Source organism: Brevundimonas sp. (assembly GCF_046299595.1).
Lineage (GTDB): Bacteria > Pseudomonadota > Alphaproteobacteria > Caulobacterales > Caulobacteraceae > Brevundimonas.
Genome location: NZ_JBKBHQ010000001.1, coordinates 420,217 through 440,391, shown reverse-complemented (window position 1 = coordinate 440,391; position 20,175 = coordinate 420,217). Strand labels below are relative to the sequence as shown.

At 67.0% G+C, this 20,175-nt stretch carries 19 protein-coding genes; 11 read left to right on the top strand and 8 right to left on the bottom strand.

Features of this window, described 5'->3' with window-relative positions:
* Positions 1-32: 32 nt before the first annotated feature.
* Complete coding sequence (locus ACK4E3_RS02200; protein ID WP_409695707.1) at positions 33-734, bottom strand: HAD family hydrolase; 702 nt, start codon at positions 732-734, stop codon at positions 33-35.
* 179 nt (positions 735-913) lie between these two features.
* Between ACK4E3_RS02200 and ACK4E3_RS02195 the strand changes: the two genes are divergently transcribed.
* Both ACK4E3_RS02195 and carA read left to right on the top strand, forming a co-directional pair.
* Positions 914-1,738, top strand: coding sequence for a hypothetical protein (locus tag ACK4E3_RS02195; RefSeq protein ID WP_409695704.1), 825 nt, complete (start codon positions 914-916; stop codon positions 1,736-1,738).
* Between the two features lie 95 nt (positions 1,739-1,833).
* The gene (carA, locus tag ACK4E3_RS02190; protein WP_409695701.1) at positions 1,834-3,006 is read left to right on the top strand and encodes a glutamine-hydrolyzing carbamoyl-phosphate synthase small subunit; all 1,173 of its coding nucleotides are present in this window, start codon (positions 1,834-1,836) and stop codon (positions 3,004-3,006) included.
* Positions 3,007-3,029: 23 nt separating this feature from the next.
* Here carA and ACK4E3_RS02185 read toward each other — a convergent pair whose 3' ends face one another.
* Positions 3,030-3,290 (bottom strand): hypothetical protein, encoded by a 261-nt coding sequence (locus ACK4E3_RS02185; RefSeq protein ID WP_409701023.1) that lies wholly within the window; start codon positions 3,288-3,290, stop codon positions 3,030-3,032.
* Between the two features lie 272 nt (positions 3,291-3,562).
* On the opposite strand from ACK4E3_RS02185, the gene dnaG reads away from it, so the two are divergent.
* Positions 3,563-5,437 (top strand): DNA primase, encoded by a 1,875-nt coding sequence (gene dnaG / locus ACK4E3_RS02180; RefSeq protein ID WP_409695698.1) that lies wholly within the window; start codon positions 3,563-3,565, stop codon positions 5,435-5,437.
* 76 nt (positions 5,438-5,513) lie between these two features.
* On the top strand, positions 5,514-7,439 hold the full coding sequence (rpoD, locus tag ACK4E3_RS02175; RefSeq protein ID WP_409695695.1) for an RNA polymerase sigma factor RpoD: 1,926 nt from the start codon (positions 5,514-5,516) through the stop codon (positions 7,437-7,439).
* Positions 7,440-7,459: 20 nt separating this feature from the next.
* Here the strand turns inward: rpoD and ACK4E3_RS02170 are convergent, their stop codons facing one another.
* Together ACK4E3_RS02170 and ACK4E3_RS02165 are read right to left on the bottom strand one after the other, a co-directional pair.
* The gene (locus ACK4E3_RS02170; RefSeq protein WP_409695692.1) at positions 7,460-7,951 is read right to left on the bottom strand and encodes a VOC family protein; all 492 of its coding nucleotides are present in this window, start codon (positions 7,949-7,951) and stop codon (positions 7,460-7,462) included.
* Between the two features lie 19 nt (positions 7,952-7,970).
* Positions 7,971-8,390, bottom strand: coding sequence for a VOC family protein (locus ACK4E3_RS02165; RefSeq protein WP_409701020.1), 420 nt, complete (start codon positions 8,388-8,390; stop codon positions 7,971-7,973).
* A gap of 155 nt (positions 8,391-8,545) precedes the next feature.
* On the opposite strand from ACK4E3_RS02165, the gene ACK4E3_RS02160 reads away from it, so the two are divergent.
* Entirely contained in the window at positions 8,546-8,893 is a 348-nt protein-coding gene (locus tag ACK4E3_RS02160) for an Mpo1-like protein (protein ID WP_409695689.1), read from the top strand.
* Positions 8,894-8,972: 79 nt separating this feature from the next.
* Here the strand turns inward: ACK4E3_RS02160 and ACK4E3_RS02155 are convergent, their stop codons facing one another.
* Together ACK4E3_RS02155 and ACK4E3_RS02150 are read right to left on the bottom strand one after the other, a co-directional pair.
* The gene (locus ACK4E3_RS02155) at positions 8,973-10,430 is read right to left on the bottom strand and encodes an alanine/glycine:cation symporter family protein (protein WP_409695686.1); all 1,458 of its coding nucleotides are present in this window, start codon (positions 10,428-10,430) and stop codon (positions 8,973-8,975) included.
* 174 nt (positions 10,431-10,604) lie between these two features.
* Entirely contained in the window at positions 10,605-11,372 is a 768-nt protein-coding gene (locus ACK4E3_RS02150; RefSeq protein ID WP_409695683.1) for a PhoH family protein, read from the bottom strand.
* 353 nt (positions 11,373-11,725) lie between these two features.
* Between ACK4E3_RS02150 and ACK4E3_RS02145 the strand changes: the two genes are divergently transcribed.
* Entirely contained in the window at positions 11,726-12,253 is a 528-nt protein-coding gene (locus ACK4E3_RS02145; protein WP_409695680.1) for a gamma carbonic anhydrase family protein, read from the top strand.
* Between the two features lie 3 nt (positions 12,254-12,256).
* Here the strand turns inward: ACK4E3_RS02145 and ACK4E3_RS02140 are convergent, their stop codons facing one another.
* The gene (locus ACK4E3_RS02140) at positions 12,257-12,775 is read right to left on the bottom strand and encodes a PAS domain-containing protein (protein WP_409695677.1); all 519 of its coding nucleotides are present in this window, start codon (positions 12,773-12,775) and stop codon (positions 12,257-12,259) included.
* 180 nt (positions 12,776-12,955) lie between these two features.
* Here ACK4E3_RS02140 and ACK4E3_RS02135 point away from each other — a divergent pair, with 180 nt between their 5' ends.
* Entirely contained in the window at positions 12,956-13,810 is an 855-nt protein-coding gene (locus ACK4E3_RS02135) for a hypothetical protein (RefSeq protein ID WP_409695674.1), read from the top strand.
* Between the two features lie 166 nt (positions 13,811-13,976).
* On the opposite strand, the gene ACK4E3_RS02130 is transcribed toward ACK4E3_RS02135, so the two are convergent.
* Positions 13,977-16,913 carry a M16 family metallopeptidase gene (locus ACK4E3_RS02130; RefSeq protein ID WP_409695671.1) on the bottom strand — a complete coding sequence of 979 codons (2,937 nt, stop codon included), beginning with the start codon at positions 16,911-16,913 and terminating at the stop codon, positions 13,977-13,979.
* Between the two features lie 216 nt (positions 16,914-17,129).
* On the opposite strand from ACK4E3_RS02130, the gene ACK4E3_RS02125 reads away from it, so the two are divergent.
* The 4 genes from ACK4E3_RS02125 to ACK4E3_RS02110 are packed head-to-tail and all read left to right on the top strand — an operon-like array spanning position 17,130 to position 20,174.
* On the top strand, positions 17,130-17,654 hold the full coding sequence (locus ACK4E3_RS02125; protein WP_409701017.1) for a DUF1285 domain-containing protein: 525 nt from the start codon (positions 17,130-17,132) through the stop codon (positions 17,652-17,654).
* Positions 17,651-18,295 carry a CoA pyrophosphatase gene (locus ACK4E3_RS02120; RefSeq protein WP_409695668.1) on the top strand — a complete coding sequence of 215 codons (645 nt, stop codon included), beginning with the start codon at positions 17,651-17,653 and terminating at the stop codon, positions 18,293-18,295. Before ACK4E3_RS02125 ends, ACK4E3_RS02120 begins: the two co-directional genes overlap by 4 nt.
* Positions 18,292-19,488 (top strand): CCA tRNA nucleotidyltransferase, encoded by a 1,197-nt coding sequence (locus tag ACK4E3_RS02115; protein WP_409695665.1) that lies wholly within the window; start codon positions 18,292-18,294, stop codon positions 19,486-19,488. Before ACK4E3_RS02120 ends, ACK4E3_RS02115 begins: the two co-directional genes overlap by 4 nt.
* On the top strand, positions 19,485-20,174 hold the full coding sequence (locus ACK4E3_RS02110) for a type 1 glutamine amidotransferase (RefSeq protein ID WP_409695662.1): 690 nt from the start codon (positions 19,485-19,487) through the stop codon (positions 20,172-20,174). The genes ACK4E3_RS02115 and ACK4E3_RS02110 overlap by 4 nt, the downstream gene beginning before the upstream one ends.
* Position 20,175: the final 1 nt, after the last annotated feature.

Here is a 20,175-nt window from a genome sequence, read left to right as displayed (position 1 = left end):
AACAGGCCGGGCAGGGACGAGACTGGGGCGGCTCAGCCCCGGTTGCGCGCTTCGACCCACGGGGGCACCTCGCTGATGCTGTCCAGCGCGGCAAAGCGGGGCTCGTCGGCGGGGGCATCGGCCACCTCGTGCGACCAGGTGACATGATAGGGAATGTGCACGCCCCACGCCCCGGCCAGAATCGCGGGCAGGACATCGGATTTCATCGAGTTGCCGATCATGGCGGCCTGGTGCGCGCCCGTGCCGTGGCGGCGAAATGCGCTGGCATAGGTGTCGGGTGTCTTCTCCGAGACGATTTCCACGCCCGAGAACAGCTCACCCAGCCCCGAGGCGGCCAGCTTGCGCTCCTGATCCATCAGGTCGCCCTTGGTGATGAGCACCAGACGATAGCGCCCCGACAGCCGGTCCAGCGTCTCGCGCACGCCGGGCAGGGGCTCCACCGGATGGCCCAGCATCTCGCGCCCGGCGGCCAGAATCTCGCGGATGACGGCGGGCGAGACCTCGCCGTCGGTGAGTTCCATCGCCGTCTCGATCATCGACAGGGTAAAGCCCTTCACGCCATAGCCGTAAAGCCGCAGGTTGCGCCGCTCCACGGCCTCCAGCCGCGCCTCGATCTGCTCGCGGTCGTGATGCTCGGACAGAAGTTCGGCAAAGCGGTCGTGCGTCAGGCGAAAGATCGTCTCGTTGTGCCACAGGGTGTCGTCGGCATCGAGGCCAAGGGTGGTGATGGTCATGGCAGCGGTTTAGCGAGGCTGCGCGCCTGCGCCAACACGGGCCGCGGGATTCACCTTGTGTGTTCGCCATATCTCTTAGCCTTGCGTTGCGAAATGAGAGCGCATCATGGCTTTGTGGCGCTCTCACGCGCTGTCAGAGTCTCAGGGCCGTGGGGGCGTCCCTTCATCGGGAGGGTCTCATGCCCTATCCAGTCCTTCCGCCCGGCCAGCCCGGCGCCGATTACGACCCCAACGATCCCCTGGACTTTCGTCCGGGCGATGCCATCGCGGACTATCTGTCCGAAGCCCATCACGCCCCGCCGCGCAGCCTGACCTTTCCGCTGATGACCGCCCAGCGCCGCTCGGTCAGCATCACCCTGCGCCCGGCCATGGTGTTCGACCTGCAAAGACGCTGTCTGGTGGGCACGCGAATCGCGCGCTCGGTGCGCCGCGTGGGCGGCGAGAGCGCCCTGCACGGTAACCAGCGCATCCGGCTGGAGCCCATGGATTTCCAGCGCATCGACGTCGAGACGCTGAAGCACGGCCTTGGCCTGTTTGATCTCAGCACCGGTGGGGCCGGCATACTGCCGGCCTTCTGGAGCACGGTGGCGACCACGCGCGGGCGCTTTTCGCTGCTTTACGCCGGGCTCCAGACCGATGCGGACCCCGGCAGGCTGCTGGTGGAGATCATGGGCCTTGGCCCCGGCATCGGCGTCGAGGGCGTCGTCAATGCGTGCGAGCACATTCAGGCCCAGCGCCGGGGCGTTGTCCTGCACGCAGCCCCCGATCTGGCCAGCATTGCGCGGCTGGGGCTGGCGCGGCCCAATTGCCTGTCGCTCGACTTTGCCAGCGTGGCCACCAGAAATCTCGGCGACTGGGCCGAGGCCGAGCGCCTGATCGTGGCGGCCCGCAAGGTTGCGCCCCATGTGCTGATCGCCCACCTGTCGCCCGAGCGCGGCGAGGCGGCGGCCGCTGCGGGCGCGACCCATGCCGTCTTTGCGCCGCTGTCCGACATTAAAGCCTGAGCCGCGCTTGACGCCGCCCATGGCTGGCCATAGCTGCTTGCGCGTTTGCCTGCTGGCGGATGAGCCCGCGACGCCCGATGTGAGGATGGATGGCCATGACGACTTCGCTGCCCGAGGGAACGACCGGCGTGCTGGTTCTGGCTGACGGCACCGTCATGGCCGGGATTGGCGTGGGCGCCGAGGGCGAGGCGCTGGGCGAGGTGGTCTTCAACACCGCCATGACCGGCTATCAGGAAATCCTGACCGACCCCTCCTACATGAGCCAGATTCTTGTCTTCACCTTCCCGCACGTCGGCAATGTCGGGGTCAATGTCGAAGACCTGGAGCAGATCGGCGGCGGTGCCGAGACCTCTGCGTGCGGTGCCGTGTTTCGCGACCTGCCCACCGATCCGGCCAACTGGCGCGCTCAGGGCAGTCTCGATGCGTGGATGAAGCGGCGACAGGTCGTGGGTCTTGCCGGGATCGACACACGCGCCCTGACTGCACGCATCCGCGATGCTGGCGCGCCCCACGGCGTGATCGCCCACAGCGCCACGGGACAGTTCGATATTCCGGCTCTGATCTCGCGGGCGCGCGAGTGGGCCGGGCTGGAAGGGCTGGATCTGGCCAGGGCGGCCTCGACTCTGCAGCCGTTCGAGTGGAACGAAGGGCTGTGGCAATGGCCTGAGGGCCATGTTCAGTCAGGCGAGCCCCAGGCCGAGATCGTGGTCGTGGACTATGGCGTGAAGCGCAACATCCTGCGGGCCCTGGCCTCGACGGGGGCGAAGATCACCGTGGTGCCCGCCACCACGGACGCCGAATCGGTGCTGGCGCGCAATCCCGATGGCATTGTGCTCTCGAACGGGCCGGGCGATCCGGCGGCCACGGGCCAATACGCCGTTCCTGAAATCCGCAAGCTTGTGGACTCGGGCAAGCCGGTCATGGGCATCTGTCTCGGCCACCAGATGCTGGCGCTGGCGCTGGGCGGGCGCACGGTCAAGATGGCCCAGGGCCATCATGGCGCGAACCATCCGGTCAAGGATCTGACCACGGGCAAGGTGGAGATCGTCTCCATGAACCACGGCTTCACGGTGGATCGCGACAGCCTGCCCGAAGCGGTTCAGGAAACCCATGTCTCGCTGTTTGACGGCACCAACTGCGGCATCCGCCTGAAAGACCGTCCGGTATTCTCGGTCCAGCATCACCCCGAAGCCTCGCCGGGGCCGACCGACAGCCTGTATCTGTTCGATCGCTTCATGGACGCGGTGCGCGCCCACAGGAGCGCCTGACAGCGTTCACGGCAGGGCAGTTCTCAGGGTAGGGCAGGCAGATGCCCCGACAGGCGAAGGTCACGGGCCTTGCTGACCGCAAAGCCGACCCCGCCCAGCCAGTATTCGGCGTCCTCGTGCCTCTCGCGCGCGCGCCGCTCGATGCCGCGAAGGCGCCGTGCGCTGGCATTGCCCAGCAGGCGCGCGTGCAGCGCGCGGGCGGTGTCGGGGGTCAGGCGTGGGCTGTGGGGTGTGGCAACCGCATCAGGCCCCCGGGGCCGGATGGCGGGCCGCGATACGGGCATGAACACGTCACGGGCTCCTCAGTCGTCTATGCGCCGCACGCGGAGCTTTCTGAGGCGGGCGGCAGGGCAGGGCCATTTCCCGGCCCTTGTGGAACGAGTAATCCACAGCCCCTGTGAGTAGTTCCGAATTCGGACGATAAAATGTCAGCTATTTCAATGCGATAGAGTCAAGGTTTTGCCCATATGGTAAACAAAGGCTTAATGCGGACGACCTGCCCGGGCGCGTTGCTGCGCGCGCGACATCTCCCGCCTCACCCGGCTATAAGCAGGCCATGCGCTTTGACGAACGCTTCATCGAGGAACTGAAATCCCGCCTGCGCCCCTCCGATGTGATCGGGCGCACGGTGAAGCTCAAGCGACAGGGGCGCGAGTGGGTCGGGCTGTCGCCCTTCACCAAGGAAAAGTCGCCATCGTTCTTCGTCAATGACGACAAGGGCTTCTTCCACGACTTCAGCTCGGGCAAGCACGGCGACATCATCAGCTTCCTGCAGGAGACCCAGAAGCTGAGCTTCGTCGAGGCGGTGGAGCGGCTGGCCTCCGAGGCCGGCATGGCCCTGCCCGCACCCGACCCCCAGGCCCAGGCCCGCTTCGAGCGCCAGAGCGACCTGATCGACTGGATGGAACTGGCGGCCAAATGGTTCGAGGCCCAACTGCGGCGCAGCCTCGGCGAGAGCGCCCGCGAGACCCTCAGGCGGCGCGGCCTGCCCGACGAGCAGTGGAGCCGGTTTCGCATCGGCTATGCCCCGCCTTCGCGCACGGGCCTCAAGGACGCGCTGGTCCAGAAGGGCGCGCGCCCTGCCGATCTGGTCGAGGCCGGGCTGCTGATCGCGCCAGAGGGCGGAGGCTCGCCCTATGACCGTTTTCGCGACCGGATCATCTTTCCCATCCTGGATGCCCGTGAGCGGGTGATCAGCTTTGGCGGCCGGGCCATGAACCCGGACGAGCGCGCCAAGTATCTGAACGGGCCGGAGACACCGCTGTTTCACAAGGGCAGCACCCTCTATGGCCTGCCCGAGGCGCGCAGGCTGATCGCGCGCGGCGGCGAGAGCGCGCATCTGACGGTGGTGGAGGGCTACATGGACGCCATCGCCTGCCAGAGGGCCGGCATACCGGCGGTGGCACCTCTGGGTACGGCGCTGACCGAAGACCAGATGGGGCTGCTGTGGCGCGTCAGCAGCGAGCCGGTGCTGTGCTTCGATGGCGATGCGGCGGGCCTGCGCGCTGCCTACCGGACCGTGGAGCGCGCCCTGCCGCTGCTGAAGCCGGGGCGCTCGTTCCGCATTGCGCTGCTGGGCGGGGGCAATGATCCGGACGACATTCTGCGCGATTCGGGCGCTCCGGCCCTGCGCCAGGCCCTGTCCGACACCCGCCCGCTGGTCGAGGTGCTGTTCGCCAAGGAGCGCGATCTGGAGCCGCTGGACACCCCGGAGCGACGCGCCGGGCTGAAGGCGAGGCTGCGCGAACAGGCCCGCAAGATCGCCGACACTGATCTGGCCGAACAGTATCGCCTCGACCTCTACCGCCGCTTCGATGCGCTGTTCGCCGGACAGGGCGGGGGGCAGGCTGCCCGCCCGCCCCGCACGGGCGCTTACCGCCGAAAGGACGGGGGCCTTGTGCCTCCGATCCAGATCACCGACGAGGGCCGCGCCGCCGCCCGCGCCCTGAACCGTTCGGTGGAGCCCATGGCCGCGGCGCTCCTTCAGGCGGCGCTGGATGATCCCGAGCGTCTGGACGATCATCTGGAGCAGATCGCCGCCCACGGCTTTGGCGATGCCAGCGTCGAGCCCATGGCCCAGGCTCTGGTCGCCCTGAGAATGAGCGATCAAGGCCTTGACACAGAAGCGTTGCGTCGCCATCTGGCCCAATCGGGCTTTGATGCGCTCATGCGCGAGGTCGAGAAGGCGGCGGCAAGGTCCGGCGCGCCCTTCCTGGCCACGAGTGTGCCCCTCGCCGAGGCGCGGGCCCGATGGTCGCTAGCGTTTGAGACCCTGACCCGGATGGCGGCGTTGGAGGAAGCGATTGAGTCTGCCAAGAAAGATGGCCTTTTCGCCATCAATCCTGCAGCCTATCGAGGCCTCGTGGGCGAGCGTGATGCGCTGAGGCGCGCGATCAAGACCGGAACAATTTGGGACGTGGCGGCATCCTGATGATGGGCGTGCCGCCCTTGGCATATACAGGCCCCGCCGGGCCTATGCGGGTGAGAGCGCCCGCCGGAGATCGTGAATGAGCAGCCAGGCCGATACGCAGGAAGCCGAAACCACACACGACGGCCCCCTGCTCGATCTGACCGACGCGGGCGTCAAGAAGTTCATCAAGCAGGCCAAGACGCGCGGCTATGTCACCATGGACGAGCTGAACAAGGTGCTGCCGTCCGAGGAGGTGACCTCCGAGCAGATCGAGGACACCCTCGCCATGCTGTCCGAGATGGGCGTCAATGTGGTCGAGGCCGAGGACGTCGAGGCCGACGGCGGCCCCGGCGAGGTTGCCGTTCGCGAGGAAACGGCCGTCACCGAGGCGGAGTCCAAGCCCGCCTATGACCGTACCGACGATCCGGTGCGAATGTACCTGCGCGAGATGGGTGCGGTCGAGCTGCTGTCGCGCGAGGGCGAGATCGCCATCGCCAAGCGCATCGAGGCGGGCCGCGACGCCATGATCTCGGGCCTGTGCGAGAGCGCGCTCACCTTCGAGGCGATCATGGTCTGGCGCGACGAGCTGGCCCAGGGCCGCATCCTGCTGCGCGAGGTGATCGACCTCGACCAGACATATGGCGGCCAGAACGCCGAGGAGAGCGGCTCTGGCGAGGGCGAGGCTCCGGCGGAAGAAGAAAAGGAAGAGGGCGGAGAGGAAGGCGAGGAGGACGAGGACGACTTCGACGACGGCGCGGGCCTGTCGATTTCGGCCATGGAGGCCGAGCTGCGCGACGGCGTGATGGAGATTCTGGACGCCATCGCGGTCGACTTCGAGAGCTTCCGCAAACTCAACGACAAGCTGGTCGAGGCGCGCCTGAAAGGCGGCGATCTCAGCACCAAGGACCGTGCCGCGTATACGGCCCTGACCAGGAGCATTTCTGACCGCCTCAAGACCCTCAAGCTCAACAACAACCGCATCGAGGCGCTGGTCGAGCAGCTCTATGCAATCAACAAGCGCCTGATCGGTCTGGAAGGGCGCCTGCTGCGCCTGGCCGACAGCTATGGCATCTCGCGTCCCGAGTTTCTCAAGGCCTATTTTGGCTCGGAGCTGGACCCCGCCTGGCCCGAGAAGGTCAAGGAAATGGGCGTGCGCTGGACCAAGTTCGTCGAGATCGAGGGCGACCAGGTGGCCGACATCCGCCAGCAGGTGGCCGCCATCGCCACCGAGGCGGGCCTGCCCATCGACGACTATCGCCGCATCGTCCAGACCGTCCAGAAGGGCGAGCGCGAGGCGCGTCAGGCCAAGAAGGAAATGGTCGAGGCCAACCTTCGCCTGGTGATCTCGATCGCCAAGAAATACACCAACCGCGGCCTGCAATTCCTTGATCTCATTCAGGAAGGCAACATCGGCCTGATGAAGGCCGTCGACAAGTTCGAGTATCGCCGCGGCTACAAGTTCTCGACCTATGCCACCTGGTGGATCCGTCAGGCCATCACCCGCTCCATCGCCGATCAGGCCCGCACCATCCGCATCCCGGTGCACATGATCGAGACGATCAACAAGATTGTGCGCACCAGCCGCCAGATGCTGCACGAGATCGGCCGCGAGCCCACGCCCGAGGAGCTGGCCGAGAAGCTGGCCATGCCGCTGGAAAAGGTGCGCAAGGTGCTCAAGATCGCCAAGGAGCCCATCAGCCTAGAAACGCCCATCGGCGACGAGGAGGATTCGCATCTGGGCGACTTCATCGAGGACAAGAACGCGGTCCTGCCCATTGATGCGGCCATCCAGTCGAACCTGCGCGAGACAACCACCCGCGTGCTGGCCTCGCTGACGCCGCGCGAGGAGCGGGTGCTTCGGATGCGCTTTGGCATCGGCATGAACACCGACCATACGCTTGAGGAAGTGGGCCAGCAGTTCTCGGTGACGCGCGAGCGTATCCGCCAGATCGAGGCCAAGGCGCTGCGCAAGCTCAAGCACCCCTCGCGCTCGCGCAAGCTGCGCTCGTTCCTGGACGGCTAGGGAGCCCCAGCCAGCGGGCCTCAGCGCGCGGCGTCGGCGGCGGCCTCCAGCGCGGCGATGTCGATACGGTCCATGCTCATCATGGCCGTGAAGGCCGCGTGCAGGCGGGCGGGATCAGGATCGTCGTAGAACTCCATCAGGCGCCGGGGGGTGATCTGCCAGTTCACGCCCCAGCGGTCCTTGCACCAGCCGCAGTGGCTGGCCTGACCGCCGTTGCCGATGATGGTGTCCCACAGGTGATCGGTCTCGGCCTGATCCTCTGTCAGGATCTGGAACGACACGGCCTCGGTGTGGGGAAATCTGGGCCCGCCGTTCAGGCCCATGTAGCGCCGCCCGGCCAGGGTGAACTCGACCACCAGCTCGTCGCCGGGAGCGGACGAGGGTGTGGCGACGGGGCTCTTGTGGATGTGCTCGATGCGGCTGTCGGGCAGGCCCAGCGAGACATAGAAAGCCGCCGCCTTGCCGGCCTGGCCGTGGTCGTACCACAGGCACGGGGTGATCTTCTCGCGCATGATGCTCGCTCCTTGCGGGTCAGGCTTCGGCCATGGCCTGCGGCCCTTCGGCGGCAGCGGCAGGGTCCATCCACATGACCTCCCAGATGTGCCCGTCGGGGTCTTCGTAAGAGCGGCCATACATGAAGCCATAGTCCTGCTCTGCAATGGGATCGGGCCGCCCACCCGCGGCCACGGCAGCCTCTAGCTGATCCAGAACCGCCTGCTTCGACGGGCACGACAGGCACAGCAGCGCCTCGACGCTGTCGCGCCCGATGATCCGGCGGGAGGTGAAGCTGGCGAACTTTTCGTGGGTCAGCAGCATGACGAAGATGGTGTCCGAGATCACCATGCAGGCCGCCGTCTCGTCGGTGAAGTCGGGGTTCACCCTGGCCCCGGTGGCTTCGTAGAAGGCAATGGAGCGCGGCAGATCGCGCACCGGCAGGTTGATGAAGATCATGCGGGGGGCGGCAGCAGTCACGGCTATGCTCCGGGTTGAAGCTCTGACTCCCGCAGGCTGGCCGAATTGGTCATCAAAGTCAACCAGTCAGTTATTAAAAATAACCAGATGAGCTGCTCTTGCCCGTGTGCGCAGGACCGGGGCACTGTGCGGGCATGAACCAGACCACGCGGCACCCGAACCATCCCGATGGCGCGCCCGAGCGCCGCTATCAGAGCTTCTCCGAGTTCTATCCCTTCTACATGAGCGAGCACACCAACCCGGTTTCGCGGCGGTTGCACGTGATCGGCACGGGGCTGGTGCTGGTGGCGCTGGTCGCGGCGATCGTGACGCTGAACCCGTGGTGGCTGCTGGCCATGCCGGTGATCGGATATGGCTTTGCCTGGGTGGGGCATTTCTTCTTCGAGAAGAACCGGCCCGCGACGTTCAAGTATCCGCTGTGGAGCCTGATGGGCGACTTTCGCCTGTTCTTCGAGACCGTGAGCGGACGGCGCCGGTTCTGACCATCCCCCTGGCCTGAATGAAAAACGCCCGCCGGGTCTGCACCTGGCGGGCGTTTCTCATGCTGTGCGCGGAGCGGATCTAGTCGTGATCGCGTCCGGCGTTGCGGTGGCCCTTGGCGAGGGCGAACACCACCCCGGACAGGACCGCCAGTGCGATCAGGTTCGGGAAGGCCATGGTGGCATTGGCGATGTCACCCATGCGCCAGACGAAATCGACCTCCTGCAAGGCGCCCACGAAGATCATCACAACCCACAGCAGGCGCCACGGAATGGCGATCTTCTGGCCGAACAGATAGGTCGCGGCCCTCTCTCCGTAATAGCTCCACGTCAGCAGGGTCGTGAACACGAACATGATCAGCGCGATCGAGGCGACGAAGCCGCCGATGCTGGTGCTGCCGAACAGCAGGGTCGGGAAGGCGGTGTTGAAGGCCGCCAGCGTCATCTCGAATCCGCGCAGGTCCGAGTTCCAGACGTGCTCGACCGTGCCGCCTCCTGCGGGGAACGCGCCCTGCACCGTCAGCAGCACGAGGCCGGTCATGGTGCAGATCACGATGGTGTCGATGAAGGTGCCCATCATGGCGAAGCGACCCTGGCGGGCGGGATCGTCGGTTTTGGCCACGGCGTGTGCCATGGGCGTGGAGCCCTGACCGGCTTCGTTGGAGAACAGGCCGCGTGCCACGCCCGCGCGGATCGCCATCATGACGCTGGCACCGAGGAAGCCGCCCGTGGCGGCCATGCCGTTGAAGGCCGAATTGAAGATCAGGGCAAACGAGGCCGGCAGGTCTTCAAGGTTCAGGATCAGCGCCAGCAGGGCCATGAGCAGATAGGCCACGGCCATGAAGGGCACGACCTTTTCGGCCACGCTGCCGATGGACTTGATCCCGCCGATGATCACGATGAACACGGCCAGGGCGACCAGCAGGCCCGCAGCCCAGGTCGGCACGCCCGTCATGCCCGTGATCGACACGGACACCGAGTTGGCCTGGATCATGTTGCCCGTGGCGATGGACGAGAACAGGGTGCCCACGCAGAACAGCACGGCCAGCCAGGTCCACTTCTTGCCCAGCCCCCGGCGGATGTAGTTCATCGGCCCGCCCTGGAAGGTGCCGTCCGCACGCTGCTCGCGATAGCGGATGGCCAGAGAGCCCTCGGCAAAGGCCAGCGCCATGCCGAACAGGGCCGTGATCCACATCCAGAACAGTGCGCCCGGCCCGCCCAGCGTCAGGGCCGTGGCCACACCCGCAAGGTTGCCGGTGCCGACCTGACCGGACAGGGCGGTGGACAGGGCCGCGAACGGCGAGATCTCGCCCTTGCCGTCCTTGTCCTTCTTGAACAGACCCGCGAAGGCTTCGCCCAGTTTCAGGATCGGATAGAAACGCAGCCCGATCATGATCCAGGCGCCCACGCCCAGAAGCAGCACCACCATGGGCGGCAGGACCAGCACGGTCTCGCCGTTCCACTGGCCGCCCCAGATGAAGTCGCTGACGTTGCTCACGACAGCGTAGAAGGCTTCCATGCCTCCGGTCTCGGTCGTCATATCAGGATATTCCCCGCCCATGGCCCCTCGAACGCAGGGGCGGCGGCGAGATTAGCCGTGTTTCTCAACGGCTGGCCAGCCATAAATGACACGCCAGTGACGCCGGGGGGGTGCGGGCGCGCGTGGTGCGGGCAGTGGCCGGGACGCCTGCGCGCCCCGGCCGTGCCTGCGGCTCTAGAGCACCCCGATCATGCTGGCGACCAGCGGGTGGCGCACGATGTCGCCCTCGGCCAGTCGCACCACCGAGATGTCCGGCACAGCCTCAAGGCGCGCGGCGATGTCCGACAACCCCGACAGCTCGGGCAGCAGGTCCGACTGGGCCGGGTCGCCCGTGACCACCATGGTCGAGTGCCAGCCAAGGCGCGTCAGCAGCATCTTGAGCTGGGTGTAGGTGCAGTTCTGGGCCTCGTCGACGACGATGAAGGCGTTGTTGAGCGTGCGCCCGCGCATGTAGCCCACCGGCGCGATCTCGATCAGTCCTTCGGCCAGCAGCTGCTTGACCCGCTTCATGGACAGCCGGTCTGACAGGGCGTCGTAGAGCGGGCGCAGGTAAGGAGCCAGCTTGTCTTCCATGTCGCCGGGCAGATAGCCGATGGACTCTCCGGCCTCCACGGCGGGGCGCGAGAGCACGATGCGCCCCACCTTGCCGGCCTCAAGCGCCTCGACGGCCTTGGCGACCGCCAGATAGGTCTTGCCCGTTCCTGCCGGGCCCAGCGCCATGACCAGGCTGTAGGCGTCGATGGCCTCCATCAGCGCGGCCTGACCGGTGGACTTGGGTTTGAGGGTCTTGAGATAGCTCTGGTCCCGGTCATCTCCATGAGCCCCCATCGGGCTCCAGCCGCCGCGATCTACGGGCAGCCGACGAACCTTGGCATCCTCGCTGTAAGGGTGGTGATCGAACACGCCTTCACGAGCCTGACGCTTGAGCGCACGCTTGGTCATGGAAGTCTCCGGGCAATAAAAAAGGCGAGGCCGGGAAAGGACTCGCCACAGGAGAGGGGAGGGTAGGGCGCGGAGGTCTGCGAGACCACGGCCGGGCCTGGCGGCTCGGGCAGCGGTCCTGGAGGCCCCGGGCGGGACCAGGGGCCCCGGCGATGGCCGGTTCGGGGATCGTGGCACCGAAGCGCCAGGCGCGACAAGAGACGCGACACCCGTGTAAACCTCCGCAATGGCCGGATCGGTTATGATCCGGCTGCAAGACCCGAGAGAGACTCTCGAATCGCCACTCCATGTTGATGGTAGCGTCCTTTCCCGAGTGTTAAACCCGGGAAATTCAAAGAATAGGAAGTGTTCTGATGAGTTTATACGCGCTCGGCGACAAGCAACCTCAGCTCCCGCCCGAAGGCGAATACTGGATCGCACCAAACGCAACCGTCATAGGTGACGTGATTCTCAGGCCGGGCGCCAGTGTCTGGTTCGGGGTGACGATCCGGGGCGACAACGATCCCATCACCATCGGCGAGGACAGCAATGTTCAGGACGGCTCGGTGCTGCACACCGACGTGGGCATCCCCCTGACCATCGGGCGCGGCGTGACGGTGGGGCACAAGGTCATGCTGCACGGCTGCACCATCGGGGACAACTCGCTGATCGGGATCAATGCCGTGGTGCTCAATCGCGCGCGCATCGGGCGCAACTGCATCATCGGAGCCGGGGCGATCATCACCGAGGGCAAGGAAATCCCCGACAACTCGCTGGTGGTCGGCGCACCGGGCAAGGTGATCCGCACGCTCGACGATGCGGCCGTGGCCATGCTGAAGATGTCCGCCGAGCACTATGTGCAGAACTGGAAGCGCTATGGGCGCGATTTGCGCGCCCTGTAGGGCTCAGCCCAGTCGCCTGCCGTCGATGGCAGCCAGCCTGAGGGCCTGGATCGCCGGAGTCTCACAGGCGCGCGCTTCGATGAACTGAAGCCGCAGGGGCGCCTCAAGCGCATCGCTGCTGGCCATGCGTATCAGACCAATCAGCCGGTCGGGTCGTTCGTTGGCGCTGCGAAAGGGCAGCAGGCACAGCTCTGCGGGCGTGCCCTCCAGGCTTTGAGCGGAAATGACCATGGGCTGATGGCGCACGATGGCTTCCATGGCGCTGGCATGGACCGCTGTCGCATCGGCGCCATCGGCAAACAGGCCCGTCAGCCGCTGTCCCGGTGCCAGGGCGCTGGCCTCGCGCAGGGCCTCGCCCAGCAGGCGCAGCACAAAGCCCTCGCGCTCGAAGCGCGCCGCCAGAAGCCATGGCACCAGCGGGCCGAGGCGCGAGGGATCGAAGCGCGCGCGCATCGGCAGCCCGCTCTTGCGAGGCAGGCTGTGCCAGTGGTCGATCAGGGTCTGTGTGTCAGGATGAAACATGGATGAGGCTCTCGCCCCTGATGGCGCAAGGCCCGCGCCACAACCGTACGCACAGCTATTTCTGGCCCGCGGCATACTGTGGCAACGGAAACGCAAGGGTTTTCGGGCGAAGTGGTCGATCAAGGGTTCCGGCGCGCGACTTGCAGGGGCCCGTCCGATTGCCACGCGGAGTCCCGGCCCATGCGACTGCGGATCTTGAGCCTGCTACCGGTCCTGGCCGGTCTGTTCGTCATTTTCGGCGCCACCGAGGCCGATGCGCAGTGCTGTGCGCCGCCGCCTCCGCCGCCGTGCTGCGAGCCCCCGCCGCCGCCGCCTCCGCCGCCTCCGCCGCCGCCCAACTGCTGTCACGCACCGCCGCCCCCGCCGTGCTGTTTCGGCGGCAATGCCAACATCAACGTCAATGTGAACGTCAACGCCAATGCCCGTGCGGGCGCGCGCGCCTCGGCAGGCAGCACCGTGATCGTCGGCGGTGGAGGCGGGGCCTATTTCCAGGTCGACCAGCCCTATCCGACCACCATAAGCAATCTGACGGTCGAGGCCGCCGCCATGGCGCGCCTGGTGCGCGTGCCCTACACCGAAGTGGTGCGCCGCACGCGCCGCGTGGTCATCCAGGCCTTCTGCATCGACACGCGCGGCGTGCCCCATCCGGCGGCCCAGGTGCGCCCTGACCGCGACATCCATGATGGCTATGACGGTGAGCTGTATCGCTGTCTGGCCGGCACCTACCTTCAGGTTACGGTGGCCGAATACGATGGACGGGTGGATTTTTCGGGCGGCGACACCCTGGTGTGCAACCGCGCCGAGGCCCTTTATCACTCGCCCGGCGGCCTGCTGCAGTGCCGCCCCCAGCGCCGCGAGCGCGACTGCAACGAGCGCTCGCTGCTGCGCCGTTACGGTGCGGGAATCAAGGTGCTGACCATGGTGCGTGAGGAGACCATCACCCTGTGGCGCGAGGAGACCGTGATCGAGAGCGGTGTGATCGCGTCCGGCGCATCGCTCACGCTGGATGGCGGCGTGGGTGGACGGGTGTTCTGATCGGCGACGACGGTGTGCTCCGGCGTGCCGCCAGAGTGAACGGCACATGAAGTGCGCCGTTCAGGTGCACGTCAGCCCCGACATGAGACAAAGGCATCGTCGACGTGTTCGGCGATCCTGAGTGCGAACCTTGCCCCGACCGGCCCAGCCGGCCGGGGCTTTTTCGTCAGCGGTTGCGCGGCGTTACCGTGGCCCGCCAGGCCCGGTCACGCACCAGATAGGTGCGTGCCGCGCGCTGGATTTCCTCGGGCGTGACCCGCTCCAGATCGGCCACGGCGCTGCGGATGGCGTGCAGGCGCGTCTCGTCGGTGTGCAGGTCCTGGAGCTGGCCGCGCCAGTACTCGTTGGTGTTCATGTTGCGGCGCAGGGCCTCGACGGCGGGACGGCGCGCGCGCTCAAGCTCGTCGAGGGTGATGGTCTCGTTCACAAGCTGGGCGGCGATGTCGTCCACGTCCGAGAAGAACTCGGCCATGGCCTCGGGCGGCGCTTCCATCGAGGCGGACAGATAGCCGTAACCGGGGAAGTTCCACGAGGCGGTCGAGCCGACGCTGGGCGAATAGGTCACGGCCTGACCCTCGCGCAGTTCCTCGATCAGGCGCAGGCGCATCACGCCGGCCAGCAGGCTGACGACACGGGCCTCATAGAGGTTCTCGCGCGAGTCCACCGTGGGCCAGGCCACATAGCCGAGGGCCTGATCGGCACGCCCGCTGTGGGTCAGCTGCACCGGCTCGAGCACGCCTTGGGGGAAGCGCACGTCGCGTGCCGACGCCTGCACCTCGGGCGCGCTCTGGCGGGCGGGCAGGGCGCCGAAGGTGCGCTGGACCTCGGCAATGGCAGTGTCCACGTCCACGTCACCGACGATGATGACCTCAATGGGCCCGCGCGCCAGATCGGTCATGACCGGATCGCGCAGCTGCTCGACGCGCGCCGAGGCGATCTGTTCGGCGGTGGGGAAGGCGAAGCGGGCATCGCCCGAGCGCAGCAGCGCGCCGCTCTCGCGGCTGAACACGCCCGAGGGCGTGGCATCGAGCTGGCCCAGCGCCTGACGATAGACGGTCCGCAGCCGCTCGAACGGCTCCGGGCGCCAGGCGGGATCGGTCAGGTAGGCGGTCAGAACCTCGAGCTGGACGCGCAGGTCCTGCGGACGGGTGCCGCCCGAGAACAGATAGCTGCTCTCGCCCGGGGTGACGGAAGCGCCATAGACCCGGCCGGCCAGGGCCTCCTCCAGTTGCTGGGCGGTAAGCTGTCCAAGCCCGCCCTCGGGCATGACGTTGCTGAGCGCGAACAGGGGCGTGAAGCGATCGCGCGGCACGGCGAGATAGCCCTGGCCCGCACGCACCGAGACCAGCACCTGATCGTTGCGGTAGCCCGTCGGCTTGACGGTCAGGGTGACGCCGTTCTCGAAGCGCACCAGGGTGGTCTCGAGGTCCGCGATCTCGGTCCTGGACGCGATGGCCGAGCCCTGACCGAAGTCGCCATAGGGCCAGGCGATGGCGCTGGCCTGCTCCACCGCCTGCACCGCAGTGGCCCGGGAGGCGTTCAGCGCCGCAAGAACGGCCGCCTCGCCGCCCTCGATGGGCGTGGGGGAGGTGATGAACACCAGCGGACCCGAACCGGAGAACGCCTCGCGCAGCACGGCCGACACCTGTTCGGCGGTCAGGTCGCTGACCGTCGCCTCGAAGATCTCGAGATTGGTGGCCGGGGCGGTGAACACGCGGTCGTCGTTCACCGTGCCGATGATCTGGTTGGAAAGCTGGGGCGTGCGGCGGGTGTCGGCCCCGGCCACGGCACTCTCGAGCGAGGCACGGCTTTCGGTGATCTCCCGCTGCAACTCGGCCTCGGTGATGCCGAACTGGGTGATCCTGCGTGCTTCCTGCTCCATGGCTTCGAGCGCGCGCTGCCAGTTGGCGGGCTCGAAGCTGGCGTAGAGCGAGACCGTGTCGATGGCGTTCAGATCGGTCGAGCGGAAGCCCGAAGCCGAGGTGAAGGGCGGGTTCTCGCTGCGCGCCAGGTTCTGATAGCGACGGTTCAGCACCGCGAAGCCGAGATTGCGGATGGTGCGCAGACGCCGCGCTTCCAGGGTGTCGGGGCTCAGGTCAGGCGGAGAGACCCAGGCGATCTGCATGGAAGGCTGGGTGCCGGTCTCGACATAGATGCCGACTTCCGGCCCGCGCTCTGCCACGTCGCCGATGACGGGGTCGGGGCCTGCGGGATTGTCATTGCGCCAGTCCGAGAAGGTGCGGCGGATATGCTGCTCCATCACATCGACGTCGAAATCGCCCACGGCCACGATGGTGGCGCGCTCGGGCCGGTAGTAGCGCTCGTAATAGGAGACGAACGCCTCGCGCGGGGCCGTGCGCAGCACCTCGACATCGCCGATGGGGAAGCGCCGGGGAATGAGCTGGCCGCGCATCAGGAAGTCATAGCGGGCCATGACCGCGCGCAGGCCCGGCGTGGCGCGCGTGCGCTCCTCCGAGATCACGATACCGCGCTCGCGGTCGATGGCTCCGGCATCCAGCGTCATCTCGCCGACCATCTCGCGCAGGATGAAGAAGGCGTTGTTGACGGTCTCCTCACCCGTATTGGGCAGGTCGAGCTGATAGACGGTCTGGTCGAAGGACGTGAATGCGTTGGTGTCGGGGCCGAACGCGAGGCCCAGACGCTCCAGGATCGGGATCAGGTCGCCCTCGGGGATGTTGGTCGTGCCGTTGAAGGCCATGTGCTCGATGAAGTGGGCGAGGCCGAGCTGGTTGTCGTCCTCCATCAGCGAGCCCGCCGCGATGCGCACGCGCAGCGAGGCCTGACCGGGCGGGCTGGCGTTGCGCATGATGGCATAGCGCATGCCGTTGGAGAGCTGGCCGAAGCGAACGCTGGAATCGGCGGGAATGTCGCTGCGCTGCTGGGTCCAGGTCTGGCTGCCGGGCGGCAGGGACTGGGGCGAGGCGGGCGCGGTGGCCGGGGCATTGCCGGCAGGGCTGGCGGGCACACCGGCCGGACGCTCGGCCTGCATCATACCCCCGCTCGCACAGGCCATCAGCGCCAGAGCCGAAACGGTGACGCCCAGAATCCGGGCCGTGCGATTGGCCGAGCGATGAAAGGTCATGTCTGAAATCCCCACGATCCGTGTGCGGCCATGCTCGCCGGGCAACCGGACAGAGGGCCATTATGAGTGCTTGTCGCCACCGTGACGGCATGAGGGCGGCAGATGCAAGGGGGCCAGTCTGAATTCCATGTAATGTTGGCAAGCGCGCGAGAGAGACCTTAAGTCTGGACCATGAGCGGCAATGAGCGATTGAGCGGGATCGAGGCCCTGATGCGGATGCAGGGCGCAGAGGGGCAGGGTCGGCGCGCCTTGCCGCCCGTGCATCTTTGGAACCCGGACAATTGCGGCGATATCGACATCGTGATCCGCGCCGACGGGGTCTGGATGCACGAGGGCACGCCCATCGGACGACCCGAACTGGTGCGCCTGTTCTCGTCGGTGCTGCGGCTGGACGATGACGGCTATTATCTGGTCACGCCGGTCGAGAAGCTGAAGATCACGGTAGAGGACGCGCCTTTCCTGGCCGTGCGGGTCGATCGGAACGGCGGGGATCTGGTCTTCACCACCCATGTCGGTGATCGCGTCCGGGCGGGGCCTGACAACGAGATTCGCGTCGAGGTGGACGAAACCACCGGCGAGCCGCGCCCTTATGTTCATGTGCGCGCGGGCCTCGAGGCGCTGATCTCGCGCAATGTCTTCTACGAATTGGTCGAGATGAGCGAGTTGCGCGGCGAGCACCGCGTGGTGCGCTCAGGCGGCAGCACCTTTGTGCTCGGCCCGGCCCACGGGGCGCAGGCATGAGCCTCGAAGCGCGGCTGCTGCGCGTGCTCGACCCGCTGGATCGTCCCGGCACGGGCCAGGCCGCTGCCTGCTCGGACTATGATCTCAATCCCGACATGGCGGTGCCAGAGGGCGTGCCCTTGCGCGAGGCCGCCGTTCTGGTGGCTGTCGTCATGCGCGAGGTGCCGACCCTGCTGCTCACGCGCCGCTCCGATGCCCTCGCCAGCCACACCGGCCAGGTGGCCTTTCCGGGCGGGCGTCTCGATCCGGGCGAGAACGCCATCGAGGCGGCCCTTCGCGAGGCCGAGGAGGAGATCGCCCTGTCGCCGCGCGTGGTGCAGCCTCTGGGCCTGCTGTCGCCCTATCGCACCGTGACGGGCTATGCGGTCACGCCCGTTGTGGCCAGCGTCGGGCCGGACATAGAGCTGCGCCCCGACCCCGCCGAGGTGGCCGAGGTGTTCGAGGTGCCCTTCGATTTTCTGATGAACCCCGAGCACCACCAGCGCGCCCACTACGATCTGGACGGAGGCGTGCGCCGCTGGTTCTGGGCCATGCCCTATCGCGACGGCACGGTGGAGCGATACATCTGGGGGGCCACGGCCGGGATGCTGAGAAACCTTGCCGAGCGTCTGGCGCGCGCCAGCGGCGAGGTGGCGGCATGAAACCCTCCTGGCTGGATGATCCGGCGCTTTGTCAGATCCTGGACGCTCTGGAGGCCGCAGGCGGGCGCGGCTGCGTGCGCGCCGTGGGCGGGGCGGTGCGCAACACCCTTATGGACCTGCCGGTCGCGGACGTGGACCTTGCCACCACCCTGCGGCCCGAGGCCGTGATGGATGCGCTGGAGGCGGCGGCGCTGAAGGCCGTGCCGACGGGTCTGGATCACGGCACGGTAACGGCAGTGTCGGGCGGGCGCGGCTTCGAGATCACCGCCTTGCGCCGCGATGTCGCCACCGATGGCCGTCGCGCAGTGGTGGCCTTCACGGACGACTGGTCAGAAGACGCGCGCCGCCGCGATTTTCACCTCAACGCCCTCTACATGAGCCGCGACGGCACGGTGCATGATCCGACCGGACAGGGAGTGGACGATGCGAGGGCAGGGCGGATCGTCTTTGTCGGCAACGCGGGCGAGCGCATCCGCGAGGATTATCTGAGGGTGCTGCGCTTCTTCAGGTTCCAGGCCTGGTATGGTCGCACCGCCCCGGACGAAGCAGCACTTCGGGCCTGTGCCGCGCACCGGGACGGTCTCGCTGGGCTGTCTGTCGAGCGCATCAGCGCCGAGTGGCTGAAGCTGCTGGCTGCGCCCGATCCCGGTCTGGCGCTGGAGCTGATGGAGAAGACGGGTGTGCTGGCGGTTATCGGCGGTGATCAGCTCCGCCTCAGCCCCCGGATCATTGCGTTCAGTAACGATCCGCTGGTGCGCTGGCTGGCCATGCTTCAGGGCGACGCCGATCAGGTAGATGCCATGGCGCGGCGCTTTCGCCTGTCGCGGGCCCAGACGAAACGCATGGTCGAGGCCAGACGCGCGCAGGCTGTTGTCAACATTGACACGAGTGAGCGCGAAGCGCGCCGCAGCCTTTACCAGCATGGGGTTCAGCCGTTTCTCGACGCTCTGGCCCTGGCCGAAGCCGCCGCCGGGCGCCGCGCCGAGGCCTTGCGCGATCTGGCCTCGCAGTGGCGACGGCCGGTCCTGCCGGTGGATGGCGCGCGCCTGAAAGCCCTCGGCGTGCAGCCCGGTCCGGCCATGGGCGAGCAGCTTGCCCGGCTGGAGGCCCGCTGGCTGGAAAGCGACTTCGACGATGACGCCATCGACTCCGAACTTGATTTAATACGTGAGAAAATCAGTAAAACAGAATGAAAATAATCCATATAATTGAAACTGGTGCTCCGCCTGCCAGTTTGCAGGCTCGCCATGGCCGTTACACCGACATGATGATCGCCATGCTGGGCGAGGGCTTCGGGGCGCAGGTGCATGATGCGCGCCGGGGAGACTTCCCGGGCACGCTCAAGGATGGCCTGATCGTCACCGGCTCGCCCGCCGGGGTTTACGAGAGCGACCCGTGGATTGCCGCTCTGATCGAGTGGCTGGCGCAGCAGCGCGGCAAGGTGCCCATGGTTGGCATCTGCTTTGGCCATCAGGCCATGGCCACGGCCTTTGGTGGCAGGGTGGAGAAGGTCGAGCGCGGCTGGGGCATCGGCTTGCAGAGCTATGAGGTGCGCGCGCGTCCGCCCTTCATGCACGACGCGCCTGACACCATCGCCATTCCCGCCTCGCATCAGGATCAGGTGGTGGTCGCGCCCGCAGATGCGCTCGTGACCCTGAGCAGTGATTTCACCCCCCATGCCGGGCTGGCTTACGGCGATGATGCGATCTCGTTTCAGGCGCACCCCGAGTTCACGCCCGCCTTCGCCCGTGACCTGATCGAGACGCGCCGCGGCAGGGCGTTCAGTGACGAGCAGGCTGACGGTGCCATCCAGAGCCTGTCCGGCCCTGATGAGCGCCTGCGTGTCCAGGGCTGGATACGGCGTTTCCTGAGCGCCTGAA

Excerpts from the sequence above, each read along its gene's own strand:
- ACK4E3_RS02135 (WP_409695674.1), top strand. The coding sequence starts at position 12,956 with ATGCGACTGCGGATCTTGAGCCTGCTACCGGTCCTGGCCGGTCTGTTC.
- ACK4E3_RS02110 (WP_409695662.1), top strand. The coding sequence starts at position 19,485 with ATGAAAATAATCCATATAATTGAAACTGGTGCTCCGCCTGCCAGTTTG.
- ACK4E3_RS02155 (WP_409695686.1), bottom strand. The coding sequence starts at position 10,430 with ATGACGACCGAGACCGGAGGCATGGAAGCCTTCTACGCTGTCGTGAGC.
- ACK4E3_RS02200 (WP_409695707.1), bottom strand. The coding sequence starts at position 734 with ATGACCATCACCACCCTTGGCCTCGATGCCGACGACACCCTGTGGCAC.
- ACK4E3_RS02120 (WP_409695668.1), top strand. The coding sequence starts at position 17,651 with ATGAGCCTCGAAGCGCGGCTGCTGCGCGTGCTCGACCCGCTGGATCGT.
- ACK4E3_RS02145 (WP_409695680.1), top strand. The coding sequence starts at position 11,726 with ATGAGTTTATACGCGCTCGGCGACAAGCAACCTCAGCTCCCGCCCGAA.
- ACK4E3_RS02160 (WP_409695689.1), top strand. The coding sequence starts at position 8,546 with ATGAACCAGACCACGCGGCACCCGAACCATCCCGATGGCGCGCCCGAG.
- ACK4E3_RS02115 (WP_409695665.1), top strand. The coding sequence starts at position 18,292 with ATGAAACCCTCCTGGCTGGATGATCCGGCGCTTTGTCAGATCCTGGAC.
- ACK4E3_RS02150 (WP_409695683.1), bottom strand. The coding sequence starts at position 11,372 with ATGACCAAGCGTGCGCTCAAGCGTCAGGCTCGTGAAGGCGTGTTCGAT.
- rpoD (WP_409695695.1), top strand. The coding sequence starts at position 5,514 with ATGAGCAGCCAGGCCGATACGCAGGAAGCCGAAACCACACACGACGGC.
- dnaG (WP_409695698.1), top strand. The coding sequence starts at position 3,563 with ATGCGCTTTGACGAACGCTTCATCGAGGAACTGAAATCCCGCCTGCGC.
- ACK4E3_RS02125 (WP_409701017.1), top strand. The coding sequence starts at position 17,130 with ATGCAGGGCGCAGAGGGGCAGGGTCGGCGCGCCTTGCCGCCCGTGCAT.
- ACK4E3_RS02170 (WP_409695692.1), bottom strand. The coding sequence starts at position 7,951 with ATGCGCGAGAAGATCACCCCGTGCCTGTGGTACGACCACGGCCAGGCC.
- carA (WP_409695701.1), top strand. The coding sequence starts at position 1,834 with ATGACGACTTCGCTGCCCGAGGGAACGACCGGCGTGCTGGTTCTGGCT.
- ACK4E3_RS02165 (WP_409701020.1), bottom strand. The coding sequence starts at position 8,390 with ATGATCTTCATCAACCTGCCGGTGCGCGATCTGCCGCGCTCCATTGCC.
- ACK4E3_RS02140 (WP_409695677.1), bottom strand. The coding sequence starts at position 12,775 with ATGTTTCATCCTGACACACAGACCCTGATCGACCACTGGCACAGCCTG.
- ACK4E3_RS02195 (WP_409695704.1), top strand. The coding sequence starts at position 914 with ATGCCCTATCCAGTCCTTCCGCCCGGCCAGCCCGGCGCCGATTACGAC.
- ACK4E3_RS02130 (WP_409695671.1), bottom strand. The coding sequence starts at position 16,913 with ATGACCTTTCATCGCTCGGCCAATCGCACGGCCCGGATTCTGGGCGTC.
- ACK4E3_RS02185 (WP_409701023.1), bottom strand. The coding sequence starts at position 3,290 with ATGCCCGTATCGCGGCCCGCCATCCGGCCCCGGGGGCCTGATGCGGTT.